Below are 13,293 nucleotides of genomic sequence, written 5' to 3'. Positions count from 1 at the left end.
AGGCCCCCCATGAGCGAAACCTCCGGTATTCCCGGACGGCGCCCGCTGCGCCGTGTGCTAGTGGCAGTGATCGGCACCCTCGGCCTCGCGGCGGCCGCCGCCACGGCCGCCGCACTCCCCGCCAGCGCCTCGGCGCCCACGCCGCCGTCCGGCTGGACGCAGGTGTTCCTGGACGACTTCAACGGCGCGGCCGGCACCGGCGTCAACACCTCCGCCTGGCAGTACGACACCGGGACGGCGTACCCGGGCGGCGCCGCCAACTGGGGCACCGGCGAGGTCGAAACGATGACCTCCAGCACCAGCAACGTCTCCCTCGACGGCAACGGCAACCTGCTCATCACCCCGCGCCGCGACTCCTCGGGCAACTGGACCTCCGGCCGTATCGAAACGACCCGGACCGACTTCCAGCCCCCGGCCGGCGGCAAGCTGCGTGTCGAATCCCGCATACAGTTGCCCGACGTCACCGGCGCCGCCGCCAAGGGCTACTGGCCGGCGTTCTGGATGCTGGGCGCGCCCTACCGCGGCAATTACCAGAACTGGCCGGGCGTCGGCGAGCTGGACGTCATGGAGAACGTCCAGGGACTGAACACCGACTGGGCCACGATGCACTGCGGCACCAATCCGGGCGGCCCCTGCAACGAGACGTCCGGCATCGGCGGCAACACCTCCTGCTCCGGCACGACCTGCCAGGCGGGTTTCCACACGTACGCGATGGAATGGGACCGCTCCACCAGCCCGGAGGAGATCCGCTTCTACCTCGACGGCGTCAACTTCCACACGGTGAGAGCCGATCAGGTCGACGCCGCCACCTGGGCCGACGCCACGAACCACGGCTTCTTCATCATTCTCAACGTGGCGATGGGCGGCGGCTTCCCGGCGGCCTTCGGCGGCGGACCGGACAGCGGCACGGAGCCGGGCCACCCGATGGTCGTGGACTACGTGCAGGTGCTGCAGTCCACGGGCGGCGGGAGCGGTACCACTCCCCCGCCGTCCGGCAACCGCAACGCCTACAGCACCATCCAGGCGGAGTCCTACGACAGCCAGTCCGGCACGGCCACCGAGACCACCTCGGACACCGGCGGCGGCCAGGACCTCGGTTACCTGGCGAACGGCGACTGGGCCCTGTACAAGGGGGTGAACTTCGGCTCCACGGCGGCCCGGCAGTTCTACGCCCGGGTGGCGAGCGGCGCCGCATCGGGGGTGAGCGGACTGGTCGAGGTGCGTCTGGACAGCCGAGCCAACTCCCCCGTCGGCAGCTTCGCCGTCTCCGGCACCGGCGGCTGGCAGAACTGGCAGACGGTCCCGGCGAACATGGCCTCGGTGACCGGCACCCATGACGTCTATCTGACGTTCACCAGCGGCCAGTCGTCGGACTTCGTGAACGTGAACTGGTTCGACTTCGGCCACTGACGGCCGTGTCGCCCGGCGGCGCGGAGCAGCGCGTCGCCGGGCGGCACCCGTTTCGCGCCGGCGTTCCCTCGGCCGGACCGAACGTCCGTCATGGCATGCACAGTTGGACAGATGTGCAGGCTTCGTGGATGCAGCTGACGTCACGTCGGGGATGGCCGCCGGATGACGCGCCGCTGCACTAGCATGACCCGGGACCTGGTCAGAAGATCGCCGTCTCCGTGGCGCCCCTCTCCCGATCCGCAGCCATCCTGTGCCGGTCGCCCGTTCGCCCTCTCCCGGACCTAGGAACCGCTGAATGTCAGTCTCCGCACCGCCCAGTCCGCACCGACCGGCCAGGACACCGCACACCTCGCCCGCCGCTCCACTGGCCGTCACGGCGGTGTGCGCCGCGGCCTGCGGTGCGGCGGTCGCCCTGGCGCCGTCCGGCGCCCGCGCCTGGACGCTGGCCGTGACGGCGGCCGCCTGGGCGTGCGTGACCGTCGCCGCCCTCGTCGGCCACCGCCTGGTCCGGCGGGCCCGGCGCACGGCCGCGGAGCTGGATGCCGACAACGGCCGGCTCAGGGCGCAGGCGGCACAGCAGTCCGCGGAGAGCGCGCACCTGGCCAACGTGACGCTGCCCGCCCTGACCAAGCGGCTGCGGGACGGTACCGCCGCGACCGAGGCACTGAGCGGCGTGCCGCAGCCGTCCGACCCGCAACTGGCCCGGCTGGCACACACCTTCGCCACCACCCTGGAGGAGGCCGTGCAGTACACGGCCGCCCTGGACGGCGAACTCCGCCAGGCCCGGCACGAGGTGAACCAGGCGGCCGGCGTCCTGGAACGGCTCGCGCAGGAGTGGCTGCCCACCGCGACAGCCCGGCTGCGCGAGGGCCAGTCCGCCGACACGGTGCTCGCCGAGCTCGACCTGCCGTCCACCGCCGCGGTCCGCGCCCTGGCCGAATCGTTCGTCCGCGCGCTCGCCCACAGCGAGCGGCGCGCGGCCGCGGCGCAGGCCGCGTCCGCCAAGGCACTGAGCCGAGTCCAGGCCAAAGCCGTCAGCATGCTCGCCGACCTGCGGGAGATGCAGGACCGGCACGGACAGGAGATATTCGGCGACCTGCTGAGGCTCGACCACAGCACGTCCCAGCTCGGCCTGATGACCGACCGGCTGGCGCTGCTGATGGGCGGCCGCTCCAGCCGTGCCTGGAACAAGCCGATCGTGATGGAGAGCATCCTGCGCGGCGCCGTCGGCCGCATCGCCGCCTACCAGCGGGTCCGCCTGCACTGCTCCTCGAACGCCGCGGTCTCCGGGTTCGCCGCCGAGGGCGTGATGCACCTGCTGGCCGAACTCATGGACAACGCCGCGAACTTCTCGCCGCCCGTCGACGAGGTGAACGTCTACGTCGAGGAACGCAGCGCCGGCGTCGTCGTCACCATCGAGGACAGCGGGCTGAAGATGGCCGACGCGGCGATGCGCCGTGCCGAGGAGGCCGTGTCCGGCCGCATGACCGACCTCGCCTCGTTGCAGGGCACCCGGCTCGGCCTCGCCGTCGTCGGACGGCTCGCGCTGAAGTACGGCATCAGCGTCAACTACCGCCCCTCGTCGCGCGGCGGCACCGGCGTCGTCGTCCTGGTGCCCCGCCAGCTGCTCGCCCAGCAGCGCGACCCCGCCCCGCGGGAGACTGTCCGCCGGCCGGTCGCCGCGGCCGCGCCCACCCCGGGTCCCGCCCCGACCGGAACCCGGGAGCGCGTCGGGACCCTGGAGCCCGCCGGCACCCCGGACGACCACGTCACCGCGCGCCCCGCCCTGACCCCGCCCTCCGCCGTCGCGGAGCGGCCCGCCGCCCGGCCGGAACCGCCCGAGCGGCACGAGCACCGGAGCCTCCCCGACGCCACGCCGAACGGCCTGCCGGTGCGCTCCCCCGGCCGCACCATGGCCGAGGCGGAACTGGTGCGCGAGCAGCGCCGGTCCGCGCCCGAGGAGCGGGCGAGCGGGGTCCCGTCGGCGCAAGCGCCGGCCCGCGACGCGAGTACGCGGTTCGGCGCGTTCCACCGCGCGCGCCGGTCGGCGGGCGGCACCGCCGCACCGGGTGACCGGCCCGAGTCCGAACCGCCCGCCCTCTCCTAGCGGCACGCGCTTCCCGTCCGGCGCCCGGGGTTTCGGCGCCGTGTCCCCTTGAGTCATGAGATTGGAGGAACGGGCCGGTGACCGCTCAGCCGGGCACCACCGTCCCATCACCCGACATGCAGACCACCGACAACAGCCTCACCTGGCTTCTGCAGAACCTGCTGGAGCGCACTCCCGGCACCCGGCACGCCCTGGTCCTGTCCCGGGACGGGCTGAAGCTGTGCTGGACCGAGCATCTGACGCTCGACCGTGCCGACCAGCTGGCGGCGATCTGCTCCGGCATCCAGGCCCTCGCGCAGGGTGCCTCCGTGGAGTTCGGTGACGGCACCGGCGGTGTCCGGCACTCCATGACCGAGTTCCACGGCGGGCTGCTGTTCATCGTGGAGGCCGGGCAGGGGGCCCACCTCGCGGTCCTCGCCGAGGAGAACTCCGACCCGGGCGTGGTGGGCCATCAGATGACGGAGCTGGTCGAGCAGATCGGTGAGCATCTGCGGGCCGAGCCCCGGAATCCGGGTCCGGGGGGTGCCGGGTCGTGATGCGCAAGCCCGTGGACACGGGCGACCCCGACCGCCTGTACACGGTCACCGGCGGGCGGAGCCAGGCCGACGACTCCTTCGACCTGGTCACGCTCGTCGTCAGCGAGTGCCGGCCCACGGCGGGTATGCAGTCGGAGCACGCCAGGATCCTGGAGCTGTGCCGGCACCCGACGGCCGTGGTCGAGATCGCCGCCGAGCTGAAACTGCCGATCACGGTGGTGCGGATCCTGCTCGGCGACCTGCTCGACACGGGTCGTATCACCGCTCGTCACCCGCCGGCCCCGCGGTCGGTCACCTCGCTCCCCGACACAGCCCTTCTGAAGGAGGTGCTCCATGGGCTCCGCAATCTCTGAGCTGCCCTCCCACCGCACGCCACTGACCGACGCGGCGGAGACCGGGCTGAAGATCGTCGTCGTGGGCGGATTCGGTGTCGGCAAGACGACGCTGGTCCGCTCGGTGAGCGAGATACGGCCGCTGAACACCGAGGAGGTGATGACGCAGGCCGGTGTCGGCGTCGACGAGACCAGCCAGGTGGCGGGGAAATCGACCACGACGGTGGCGTTCGACTTCGGGCGGATCAGTCTGAACGAACGCATGGTGCTCTACCTGTTCGGCGCACCGGGCCAGGAGCGCTTCTGGTTCCTGTGGGACCGGCTGTTCTCCGGCACGCTGGGCGCGGTGGTGCTCGTCGACACCCGCCGGATGGACGACTCCTGGTATGCGATAGACCGGCTGGAGCACCACCGCATGCCGTTCGTCGTGGCCGTCAACCGGTTCGACGGCGATGACGCCCGGCACTCCCTGGACGAGATCCGTCAGGCGCTCGCGCTGCCCGGGCACGTGCCGATGGTCGACTGCGACGCGCGGGTCCGGCAGTCCGGCAAGGACGTGCTGATCACTCTCGTGGACCACCTCTACGAACTGGCCATGGCCCAGGAGGCGACACCGTGACCGACCCCGAGTCCTCCTTCCCGCACGCGGCTCCCCCCGGCTGCCCGGCTCATGCCGGCGGGGTGCGCCTGACGGGGCTGGAGTACCAGCAGACGCCGTCGCAGCTGTACCGCGCGCTGCGCCGGGAGCACGGCGCGGTCGCGCCCGTGCTGCTCGACGGGGACGTCCCGGCCTGGCTGGTGCTCGGGTATGCCGAGGTGTCGTACGTGACCAGCCACGACGAGCTGTTCGCGCGGGACTCCCGGCGCTGGAACCAGTGGGAGAACATCCCGCCGGACTGGCCGCTGCTGCCGTTCGTCGGGTACCAGCCGTCGGTACTGTTCACCGAGGGCGAGGAGCACCGGCGGCGGGCCGGGGTGATCACTCAGGCGCTGGACGGCGTCGACCAGTTCGAGCTGGCCCGTGACTGCCAGCTGATCGCCGACCAGCTCATCGCCCGGTTCGCGGGCAGTGGCCAGGCGGAGCTGATGAGCAGGTACGTGCACGCCCTGCCGATGCGGGCCGCGGTGCAGATGGCCGGCATGCCGATCGCGGGCGACGACACCGAGCAGCTCGTCGACGACCTGCGGATGACGCTGGACGCGGCCGAGGGTGACGACCCGGTGGCGGCGTACGGACGCGTGGGCGAGCGGCTGCGGCAGCTGGTGAAGGACAAGCGGGCCACCCCCGGCCCGGACGTGACCTCGCGCATGGTGCTGCACCCGGCGGAGCTGACGGACGAGGAGATCGTCCAGGACCTGATCTCGGTGATCGCCGCGGCGCAGCAGCCGACGGCCAACTGGATCTGCAACACACTGCGGCTGCTGCTGACGGACGAGCGGTTCGCGGTGAACGTGTCGGGCGGCCGGCTCAGCGTGGGCGAGGCGCTCAACGAGGTGCTCTGGCTGGACACCCCGACGCAGAACTTCATCGGGCGCTGGGCGGTGCGGGACACCCAGCTCGGTGGCCGGCAGATCCGGGCCGGTGACTGCCTGGTGCTGGGGCTGGCGGCGGCCAACACCGATCCGCAGATCTGGCCGGACGGGCACGTGGGCGCGGAGAACGCCGCGCACCTGTCGTTCAGCAACGGCGAGCACCGCTGCCCCTATCCGGCTCCGCTGCTGGCGGACGTCATGGCGCGGACGGCCGTGGAGACGCTGCTGGAGCGGCTGCCGGACCTGGTGCTGGCGGTGGAGCCGGAGGAGCTGACCTGGCGTCCGTCGATCTGGATGCGGGGGCTGACGACGCTCCCGGTGGAGTTCACGCCGGTGGTGCAGTAGGGCGGGACACGGGCCCCGGCGGGGGCCCATGTCCGAAACGCCGCCCTGCGGTCCGGATCTCCGCGGGATCAGGCGGTCACGGCGGTGAACCGCACGGGCAGGGACTGCGGTCCGCGGGTGAAGACGCCCTGCTCGACCGGGTGGAAGCCGTCGGCGAGGCGCAGGTCCGGCATGGCGTCGAGGAGTTGGCCGACGCCGGTCTCGACCTCGGCCTTGGCGAGCAGCGCGCCGACGCAGAAGTGCCGGCCCAGCGCGAAGGCCAGGTGGTCGGCTGCGGCGGAGAAGGCGGTCGTGGTGGTGAGGTCGTCACGGAAGATGTCGAAGCGGTCGGGGTCGCGGTAGCGGTTCTCGTCGCGGTTGGCGGCGCCGATGAGGCAGGTGACGGTGGCGCCGGAGGGTATCGTGCCGCCGCTGAGCTTCACCTCGGTCGCGGACTGGCGCATGATCATGTGGACGGGAGGGGTGAAGCGCAGGGTCTCCGCGAAGGCCCGCGGGATGAGGCTGCGGTCCGCGCGGACGGCGGCGAGCTGGTCGGGGTGGAGCAGCAGGTTCGCGAAGATGCCGGCGATCGCCTTGTCGGTGGTCTCGCCGCCGGCGGCGAGCAGCAGGCTGCAGAACGCCTTGATGTCCTCGTCGCTCATCCGCACGCCGTCGACCTCGGCGGCGCACAGCGTGGACAGCAGGTCGTCGCCCAGGTTCTCGCGGCGTTCGCGGATGATCGGGAGCATGTACTCGGCGAACTCCAGCCGGGTGCGTTCCCCCGCCGCGGTCACCTCGGGGTCGCCGGAGAGGTTGCCGAGGAAGGCGATGACGGTGGTGTACCAGCGGTGGAAGCGGGCGTGGTCGGCCTTGTCCAGGCCCAGCATGTCCGCGATCACGTTGACCGGGAAGCGGGTGGCGTAGTCGGTGACGAGGTCGGCGGAGCCGGTGTGCCGGAAGGCGTCGATCAGGGCGCGGGAGTTGCGCTCGATGACGGGCAGGAACTTCTCCTGGAGGTCGCTGCCGCGGAAGGCGGGGGCGACGAGGGCGCGGCGCACCGCGTGTTCGCGGCCGCTGAGCTGGAGGATCGTCTTGCCGTGCACGGGTTCCAGCTGCCAGTTGTAGTTGTCGGTGGTGAACTCGCCGTTCTTGTCCTTGAAGACGCGCTCGACGTCCTCGTAGCGCGATATCAGATAACTCTGCGTTGCTTCGTGCCAGATGAGAGGCGCGGTCTCGCGCATGACCCGGTAGGCCGGATAGGGATCCGCTGCGAACTCGGGCGAGAGGATGTCGGGGACCTGCTGCGCGGTGGACATGGGGCTCCGTGGGATCGGTAACCGGTTACTCCGGCCACATTATTGATCTGTCGTCAGACGGGACAGACCGGTCGTGGCCATGAAGGGGCGGGAAAGGCAGCGTTGGCCGAAAATCGCCTGTGCCGGTGCTGGGAGGGGCCACCGGAGCGGCTCAGCGGACCGCACCCGCCGTCAGGCCCGACACGAAGTGGCGCTGCAGCAGGACGTAGACGATCACCACGGGTGCCGAGGCGATCACCACCCCCGCGAAGAGCAGCGGGTACTGGGTCTGGAACTCGCCCTGGAAGTTCAGCAGGGCCAGCGGGAGCGTGCGGTGTTCCTCGGACCGGACGAACAGCAGCGGGTACAGCAGGTCGTTCCAGTCCATCACGAAGAGGAAGATGCCCGTCGTCGCCAGCGCGGGGCGGGCCAGCGGCAGGGCGATGGAGCGGAAGGCGCGCAGCGGGCCGGCTCCGTCCAGTTCCGCCGCCTCGTACAGCTCCTCCGGGACCGAGCGCAGGAAGCCGCCCAGGATGAACACAGCCGTCGGCAGGGTCAGGGTGGTGTCGGCAAGGACCAGGCCCGCCAGGCTGTCGGTGAGTCCGAGCCGGTCGAACAGGACGTACTGCGGGACGATCGCCGCCTGCGCGGGGACCGCGAGCCCCGCGACGAGGACGCCGAACACCGTCCAGCCCACCCGGCCCGGCACCCGGGCGCAGAAGAACGCGGCCGGCCCTGCGGCCACCAGGGTGAGCGTCACCGCGCCGGCCGTGACGAGCAGGCTGTTGACGAAGGCGGCGCCGAGTCCGCCCTCGTCCACCGCCCGCCGGTAGTTGTCGAAGGTCGGGCTGGGCGGTGGGGACAGCGGGGAGTCGAACAGCTGCGGGAGGGTCTTGAACGTACCGAACACCACCACCAGCAGCGGGAGGAGCACCGTCACGGCACCCAGCGCGAGCACGGCCGGCCGCAGGGTCTTCGTCATCGGGTCGCCCTCCGTATCGTGCGCCGCTGTACCCAGGTGAGCAGCGCGATCAGCGCCATGAAGACCACGGACTGGGCGGCCGCGTAGCCGAACTGGTTGTTGGAGAAGGTCGTGTAGACACGGGTGGAGAGGATGTCGAGGGCGGGGGACGGCGGGTTGCCGCCCAGGCCCAGGACGAGGTCGAACGCCTTGAACGACTGGACGGTGGTGTACGCGACGACGATCCCGGTGGCGGGAGCGACCAACGGCCAGGTGATGTGGCGGAACCGGGCCAGCCGGCCGGCCCCGTCCAGTTCCGCCGCCTCGTACAGCTCCCGGGGTATCGCCTGGAGTCCGGCGATGTAGACGACCATCATCTGGCCGGCGTGGAACCACACCTGCGTCACCGCCAGCCAGAACACGGCCGCGTCCGGGTCACCGAGGTAGACCGCCTGCCAGTCGCCGAGTCCCACGGCGCGCAGGACCGAGTTGAGCAGGCCGCCGTCGGGGTCGTACACGAAGCGCCAGACGAAGGCGACCGACACCGACGACAGGACCGTCGGCAGGAAGAACACGGCCCGCAGCGCGGTGGACGCCCGGGTCGTGCGGACCAGATACAGGGCCAGCAGCAGCGCCAGGGCGGTCTGGGCGAGGACCACCGTCAGGGTGAGCTTCAGGTTGTTCTCCGCCGCGCGCCGGAACGTGTCGTCGGCGGTGGCCAGTTCCGTCAGGTTGCGCAGGCCGATGGAGCGGTAGTCCGCGCTGTAGCCGTCCCAGTCGGTCAGCGCGTACTGGAACGCCTGGAGTGTCGGGTAGACGAAGAGGAACAGGTGGAGGGCGAGCGCGGGCACTGGGAAGAGCCACAGTGCCCGCGCGGTGCGCCGCCTGCCGCTACGACCGCTTCTGGTCGATGACACGCTGGGCCTCCTCGGCCGCCTGAGCCGGCTTCTTGCCGCCCACGACCGCCACGGCCGCGTTCTCGACGGCGGTGCGGATGTCGAGGTTCAGGAACTGGAAACGGGGGGCGAGCAGCGTCTTGCGCTTCAGCCAGGGAGCGACGGCCTTGAGATCGGCGTTGGTGTACTCGACCCCCTCCACGGTGACGTGCTGGCCCGTGCCGTTGGCGTAGGTGCCCGCGTTGACCGGGTCGCTGAGGAACTCCAGGAAGGCGTACGCCGCCGGCTGCACCTTCGAGGCGCTGTTCACACCGAGGATGAACGTGGTGTTGAAGACGCCCTCGTACCGGGCCTCGGCGGCGGTGGTGGTGACCGGGGCGACCAGGTCGAAGGGGAACTTCGCGCCGAGCGCGCGCACGCCGGCCATCTGGAAGGAGCCGGTGGCCAGCAGACCGGCCCTGCCCCGGGCGAAGAGCTGGGTGACGGCGTCGGTGGTGGAACCGGTGGCGCGGGCCTGGAAGTAGGGGGTCAGCTCGGCGTACTGCTGCAGGGTCGTCAGGAACCAGTCGTCGGTGACCTTGTACTCCCCCGACTCGATCTTCGTGAACATGTCGTCGTCGGGCGCGTTGTTCATGACCATCGTGTTGAGCAGCTGGCCCGCGTTGGCGGTGTCGCCGCCCGGCCAGGCGATCGGGGTGTAGCCCTTGGACTTGAGGTCGTCGAGGAGCTGGAGGAAGCCGTCCCAGTCCTTCGGCGCACCGGTGTGGCCGGCCTTGTCGAGGGCGTCGGTGTTGGCGAGCGGCATGTTGAAGACCAGTTGGTACGGCAGCCCGTACTGGGTCTTTCCGGCGGCGCCCGGCGTGATGAGGTCCGACTGGTACCGGCCGGGCAGGTCGGTGCCGGTGAGCGGGCTGTACACGCCCGCCTTCACGATCTGCTCGAACTGCGCGCCCCGGAAGGCGGTGAACACGTCACCGGTCTTGGAGCCCTGGATGCGGCGCAGGGCGGTGGACTGGTAGTCGGCGGACGGGGAGATGTCCTGCTCGACCCCCGCGTCCGGGTGCTTCTCGACGAACGCCTTGATCAGGCCGGCGAGTACGGCCTTGTCCTCGGCCCGCCAGTGGGCGAAGGACACGGTGCCCTCGACCGCGCCCGAGGTGGCGGGGGCGGAGCTCCTCGCACCCGCCGACGTGCCGCCACCGGGCCCGGCGCAGGCGGCGAGGCCCAGACCGAGGCCGGAGGCGGTGAGGAGGCGGAGGGCACTTCTTCTGTCGAGCGCAGGGGACATGGAGGTGTCTCTCTTCTGTGAGGTGAGGTTCAGGTGCGAGGGCACGCGTGAGGGCGGGTGGCCGCACGGGCGGTGCGGGCCCGTGGTCGACGGCGAGTCGGTACGACGGGGTGGTACGGCGGGTCGCAGGGGCGGGGCCGGCCGCTTCAGGCGGCGGCGAGCCGTCCGGTCAGCAGCGGACGGACGCACTCGCCGAACCGGATGGCCTCCTCCAGGTGCGGCTGGCCGGAGAGGATGAAGTGCTCGATGCCGAGGGCGGCGTACTCCTCGATGCGCTCCGCGACCTGCTCGTGGCTGCCGACGAGGGCGGTGCCGGCGCCCGGCCGCACCAGACCGAAGCCGGCCCACAGATTGGGGTGGATCTCCAGGCGGTCCGTGCGTCCGCCGGTCAGCGCGGCCATGGCGCGCTGACCCGACGACTCCGAACGGCCGAACCGCTCGTGCGCGGCCCGGATCGCGGCGGGATCCAGCGTGTCGCGGATCCGGTCGGCCTCCGCCCACGCCTCGGCCGCGGTGTCCCGGCTGATGACGTGCAGCCGGATGCCGTAGGACAGTTCGCGGCCCTCGGCGGCGGCCAGTTCCCGCACCCGCCCGATCTTCCGGGCGACGGCGGCCGGTGGTTCGCCCCAGGTGAGGTAGGTGTCGGCGTGACGGGCGGCGACCGGCAGCGCGGCGTCGGAGGAGCCGCCGAAGAAGACGGGCGGGCGGTGCTCCGGCGGCTTGCGCAGACGCCCGCCGGCCACCCGGTAGTGGGTGCCCTCGAAGTCGTACGGCTGCCCCGACCACGCCCGGTGGAGCACGGCGAGGAACTCCTCGGTGCGGACGTACCGTTCGTCGTGGGTGAGGAAGTCGCCGTAGGCGCGCTGCTCGTCGGCGTCGGAGCCGGTGACGACGTTGAGCAGCAGACGCCCCCCGGACAGCCGCTGGTAGGTGGCGGTCATCTGGGCGGCGAGCGGTGGTGCGATCACGCCGGGACGGAACGCGACCAGGAACTTCAGCCGGCTGGTCTGCGGGATGAGGGCGGCCGTGGTGAGCCAGGAGTCCTCGCAGTCGCTGCCGGTCGGGGTCAGGACGGCCTCGAATCCGGCCGACTCAGCGGCGCGGGCGACCTGGGCGAGGTAGTCGAGGGTGGGCGGGCGGGCGGTGGTTCGGGACTGCAGGGAGTCGCGGGCGGTCACGCCGACCACGTCGCGGTCGTCACCGGTGGTGGGCAGGAACCAGTGCAAGCGCACGGGCATGGGGGGCTCCGGGGCAGGGGATGCGGCATGGACACCACGCCGGGACACACGCGTCCGGCATGGCGGGCACGGCCGCGGGCGTGCGGAAGGCGGGGGGAAGAAGAGAGGAAGGGTGAAGCAGGGGCGGGCGCGCCGCGGAGGGGCGCGCGGTCAGCTACACAGCGCGGTGGCGACCCTGAGCAGGTCGACGTGCGCGCGCTTCACGAGCTCGACACCGGAATCCATGAAGCGGGACTATACACAGCGTCGGGACATGACAAGAGGGCCTCCCGGCATGTGGGCCCGGCTCCGGGTCGGGCCGCGTGCAGCAGAGCCTCTCGGCCGCCCCGGAACCGCTCACTCCAGCTCGGCCCGGAACGCCAAAGGCGTCTGCCCGGTGTGCAGGTGGAAGAACTTGGAGAAGTTCGCCGCGTCGGGGAAGCCCACGGCCGCCCCGACGCGGCCTATGGGCAGGTCCGTGTGGGCGAGGAGACGCTTGGCCTCCAGGACGACGCGTTTGTCGATGAACCCCTTGGGTGTCTCGCCGGTGGCGGCGCGGACCGCGCGGACCAGCGTGCGGCGGGAGTAGCCGAGGGCGTCGGCGTAGGCGCTGACGCTGTGGTTGGTGGCGAAGTCCTTCTCCACGGCGTCGCGGAAGAGGGTGAACGTCGTCTCGGCCCGCTGCCGGGCCGTCGGGTCCGAGCCGGCCGCGAGATGGGACAGGCGCAGCAGGAACGCCGTGAGGGAGTGGCGCAGTACCGAGGCGTGCGGGCCGGGCGGGAGCGTCGTGGTGTCCTCGTACTCGCGGCGCAGCTGGGCGAGGGAGGCCTCGAGGGCTGCCAGCCGGGGTTCGTCCGGGTGGAGCAGGGGCGGCAGGTCGTAGCGGTACAGGCCGGTGGCCTCCACCGTGGCGCGGGGCAGGAAGCCGGGCTGCATGGTCAGGACGGTTCCGCGGTACTCGCTGGTGCGGGAGAAGCGGTGGACCTGCCCCGGGCGGATCCACAGCAGGTCGCCGGCGCCGGCCTCGTACTCGGTGAAGTCGATCATGTGGCGCACGGGGCCGCCGGTGAAGAGCATCACGACGTGGAAGTCGATGCGGTGCACCCGCCCCAGGGGTGCCTCGGCGTGCCAGGGGCGGCCGTCGCCCATGGGGCCGATCTGCATGCCGACGCCGTAGACGCTGAGTTCGACCGGGAAGGGGAAGGTTCTGATCCCGTCCACGCCGCCGGCACCGTCGGCGCCGCCTTTCTGCCCTTGGTTGGTTGTGTCCGCCATGTCCTTCTCGTGCCGCCCTCGTCGCGCGCGGTGCCGCGCCGTGCCGCGCGATCCCGGCGTCGCCGCCATCGCCCCGGGGATGTGCCCGCTCCCCGGGGGGGTGTCCCAGTTTCACCACA

Annotated in this window: 13 protein-coding genes; 6 read left to right on the top strand and 7 right to left on the bottom strand. The window is 71.7% G+C overall.

Annotation, left to right across the window (positions count from 1 at the left end; translation table 11 throughout):
* The first annotated feature begins 9 nt into the window (after window positions 1-9).
* The 6 genes from ABZX30_RS23455 (at window position 10) to ABZX30_RS23430 (ending at window position 6,263) form a co-directional block, all read left to right on the top strand.
* Window positions 10-1,410, top strand: a complete 1,401-nt coding sequence (locus tag ABZX30_RS23455; protein WP_355936428.1) for a glycoside hydrolase family 16 protein — start codon at window positions 10-12, stop codon at window positions 1,408-1,410.
* A gap of 295 nt (window positions 1,411-1,705) precedes the next feature.
* On the top strand, window positions 1,706-3,517 hold the full coding sequence (locus ABZX30_RS23450; RefSeq protein WP_355936425.1) for an ATP-binding protein: 1,812 nt from the start codon (window positions 1,706-1,708) through the stop codon (window positions 3,515-3,517).
* Window positions 3,518-3,633: 116 nt separating this feature from the next.
* Window positions 3,634-4,053 (top strand): roadblock/LC7 domain-containing protein, encoded by a 420-nt coding sequence (locus ABZX30_RS23445; protein WP_355936422.1) that lies wholly within the window; start codon window positions 3,634-3,636, stop codon window positions 4,051-4,053.
* Window positions 4,050-4,406: a DUF742 domain-containing protein gene (locus ABZX30_RS23440; RefSeq protein ID WP_355936420.1), complete on the top strand. Its 357-nt coding sequence runs from the start codon at window positions 4,050-4,052 to the stop codon at window positions 4,404-4,406. The genes ABZX30_RS23445 and ABZX30_RS23440 overlap by 4 nt, the downstream gene beginning before the upstream one ends.
* Window positions 4,387-5,004, top strand: a complete 618-nt coding sequence (locus tag ABZX30_RS23435; protein WP_355936418.1) for an ATP/GTP-binding protein — start codon at window positions 4,387-4,389, stop codon at window positions 5,002-5,004. The genes ABZX30_RS23440 and ABZX30_RS23435 overlap by 20 nt, the downstream gene beginning before the upstream one ends.
* 62 nt (window positions 5,005-5,066) lie before the next feature.
* Complete coding sequence (locus tag ABZX30_RS23430) at window positions 5,067-6,263, top strand: cytochrome P450 (RefSeq protein ID WP_355936488.1); 1,197 nt, start codon at window positions 5,067-5,069, stop codon at window positions 6,261-6,263.
* A gap of 68 nt (window positions 6,264-6,331) precedes the next feature.
* Here the strand turns inward: ABZX30_RS23430 and ABZX30_RS23425 are convergent, their stop codons facing one another.
* The 7 genes from ABZX30_RS23425 to ABZX30_RS23395 all read right to left on the bottom strand — a co-directional run bounded on the left by ABZX30_RS23425 (window position 6,332) and on the right by ABZX30_RS23395 (window position 13,174).
* The gene (locus ABZX30_RS23425) at window positions 6,332-7,558 is read right to left on the bottom strand and encodes a cytochrome P450 (RefSeq protein ID WP_355936417.1); all 1,227 of its coding nucleotides are present in this window, start codon (window positions 7,556-7,558) and stop codon (window positions 6,332-6,334) included.
* 151 nt (window positions 7,559-7,709) lie between these two features.
* Window positions 7,710-8,519 (bottom strand): carbohydrate ABC transporter permease, encoded by an 810-nt coding sequence (locus ABZX30_RS23420; protein WP_355936415.1) that lies wholly within the window; start codon window positions 8,517-8,519, stop codon window positions 7,710-7,712.
* The gene (locus ABZX30_RS23415) at window positions 8,516-9,415 is read right to left on the bottom strand and encodes a sugar ABC transporter permease (RefSeq protein WP_355936413.1); all 900 of its coding nucleotides are present in this window, start codon (window positions 9,413-9,415) and stop codon (window positions 8,516-8,518) included. Before ABZX30_RS23415 ends, ABZX30_RS23420 begins: the two co-directional genes overlap by 4 nt.
* Window positions 9,390-10,682 (bottom strand): extracellular solute-binding protein, encoded by a 1,293-nt coding sequence (locus tag ABZX30_RS23410; protein ID WP_355936411.1) that lies wholly within the window; start codon window positions 10,680-10,682, stop codon window positions 9,390-9,392. The genes ABZX30_RS23415 and ABZX30_RS23410 overlap by 26 nt, the downstream gene beginning before the upstream one ends.
* 146 nt (window positions 10,683-10,828) lie before the next feature.
* A complete protein-coding gene (locus tag ABZX30_RS23405; protein WP_355936408.1) occupies window positions 10,829-11,920 on the bottom strand; it encodes an LLM class flavin-dependent oxidoreductase in 1,092 nt (363 codons plus the stop codon).
* Between the two features lie 150 nt (window positions 11,921-12,070).
* Entirely contained in the window at window positions 12,071-12,145 is a 75-nt protein-coding gene (locus ABZX30_RS23400) for a putative leader peptide (RefSeq protein ID WP_355873567.1), read from the bottom strand.
* Window positions 12,146-12,256: 111 nt separating this feature from the next.
* Window positions 12,257-13,174 (bottom strand): AraC family transcriptional regulator, encoded by a 918-nt coding sequence (locus tag ABZX30_RS23395; RefSeq protein WP_355936405.1) that lies wholly within the window; start codon window positions 13,172-13,174, stop codon window positions 12,257-12,259.
* Between the last annotated feature and the right edge of the window lie 119 nt (window positions 13,175-13,293).

The organism is Streptomyces sp. NPDC004542, assembly GCF_040610035.1.
In the GTDB taxonomy this organism is placed as follows: Bacteria; Actinomycetota; Actinomycetes; order Streptomycetales; family Streptomycetaceae; genus Streptomyces.
This window is presented reverse-complemented; position numbering and strand designations above follow the sequence as displayed.

Bases quoted from the DNA above. Each gene is read 5' to 3' on its own strand.
- ABZX30_RS23455 (WP_355936428.1), top strand. From the start codon at position 10: ATGAGCGAAACCTCCGGTATTCCCGGACGGCGCCCGCTGCGCCGTGTG.
- ABZX30_RS23450 (WP_355936425.1), top strand. From the start codon at position 1,706: ATGTCAGTCTCCGCACCGCCCAGTCCGCACCGACCGGCCAGGACACCG.
- ABZX30_RS23445 (WP_355936422.1), top strand. From the start codon at position 3,634: ATGCAGACCACCGACAACAGCCTCACCTGGCTTCTGCAGAACCTGCTG.
- ABZX30_RS23435 (WP_355936418.1), top strand. From the start codon at position 4,387: ATGGGCTCCGCAATCTCTGAGCTGCCCTCCCACCGCACGCCACTGACC.
- ABZX30_RS23425 (WP_355936417.1), bottom strand. From the start codon at position 7,558: ATGTCCACCGCGCAGCAGGTCCCCGACATCCTCTCGCCCGAGTTCGCA.
- ABZX30_RS23420 (WP_355936415.1), bottom strand. From the start codon at position 8,519: ATGACGAAGACCCTGCGGCCGGCCGTGCTCGCGCTGGGTGCCGTGACG.
- ABZX30_RS23410 (WP_355936411.1), bottom strand. From the start codon at position 10,682: ATGTCCCCTGCGCTCGACAGAAGAAGTGCCCTCCGCCTCCTCACCGCC.
- ABZX30_RS23405 (WP_355936408.1), bottom strand. From the start codon at position 11,920: ATGCCCGTGCGCTTGCACTGGTTCCTGCCCACCACCGGTGACGACCGC.
- ABZX30_RS23395 (WP_355936405.1), bottom strand. From the start codon at position 13,174: ATGGCGGACACAACCAACCAAGGGCAGAAAGGCGGCGCCGACGGTGCC.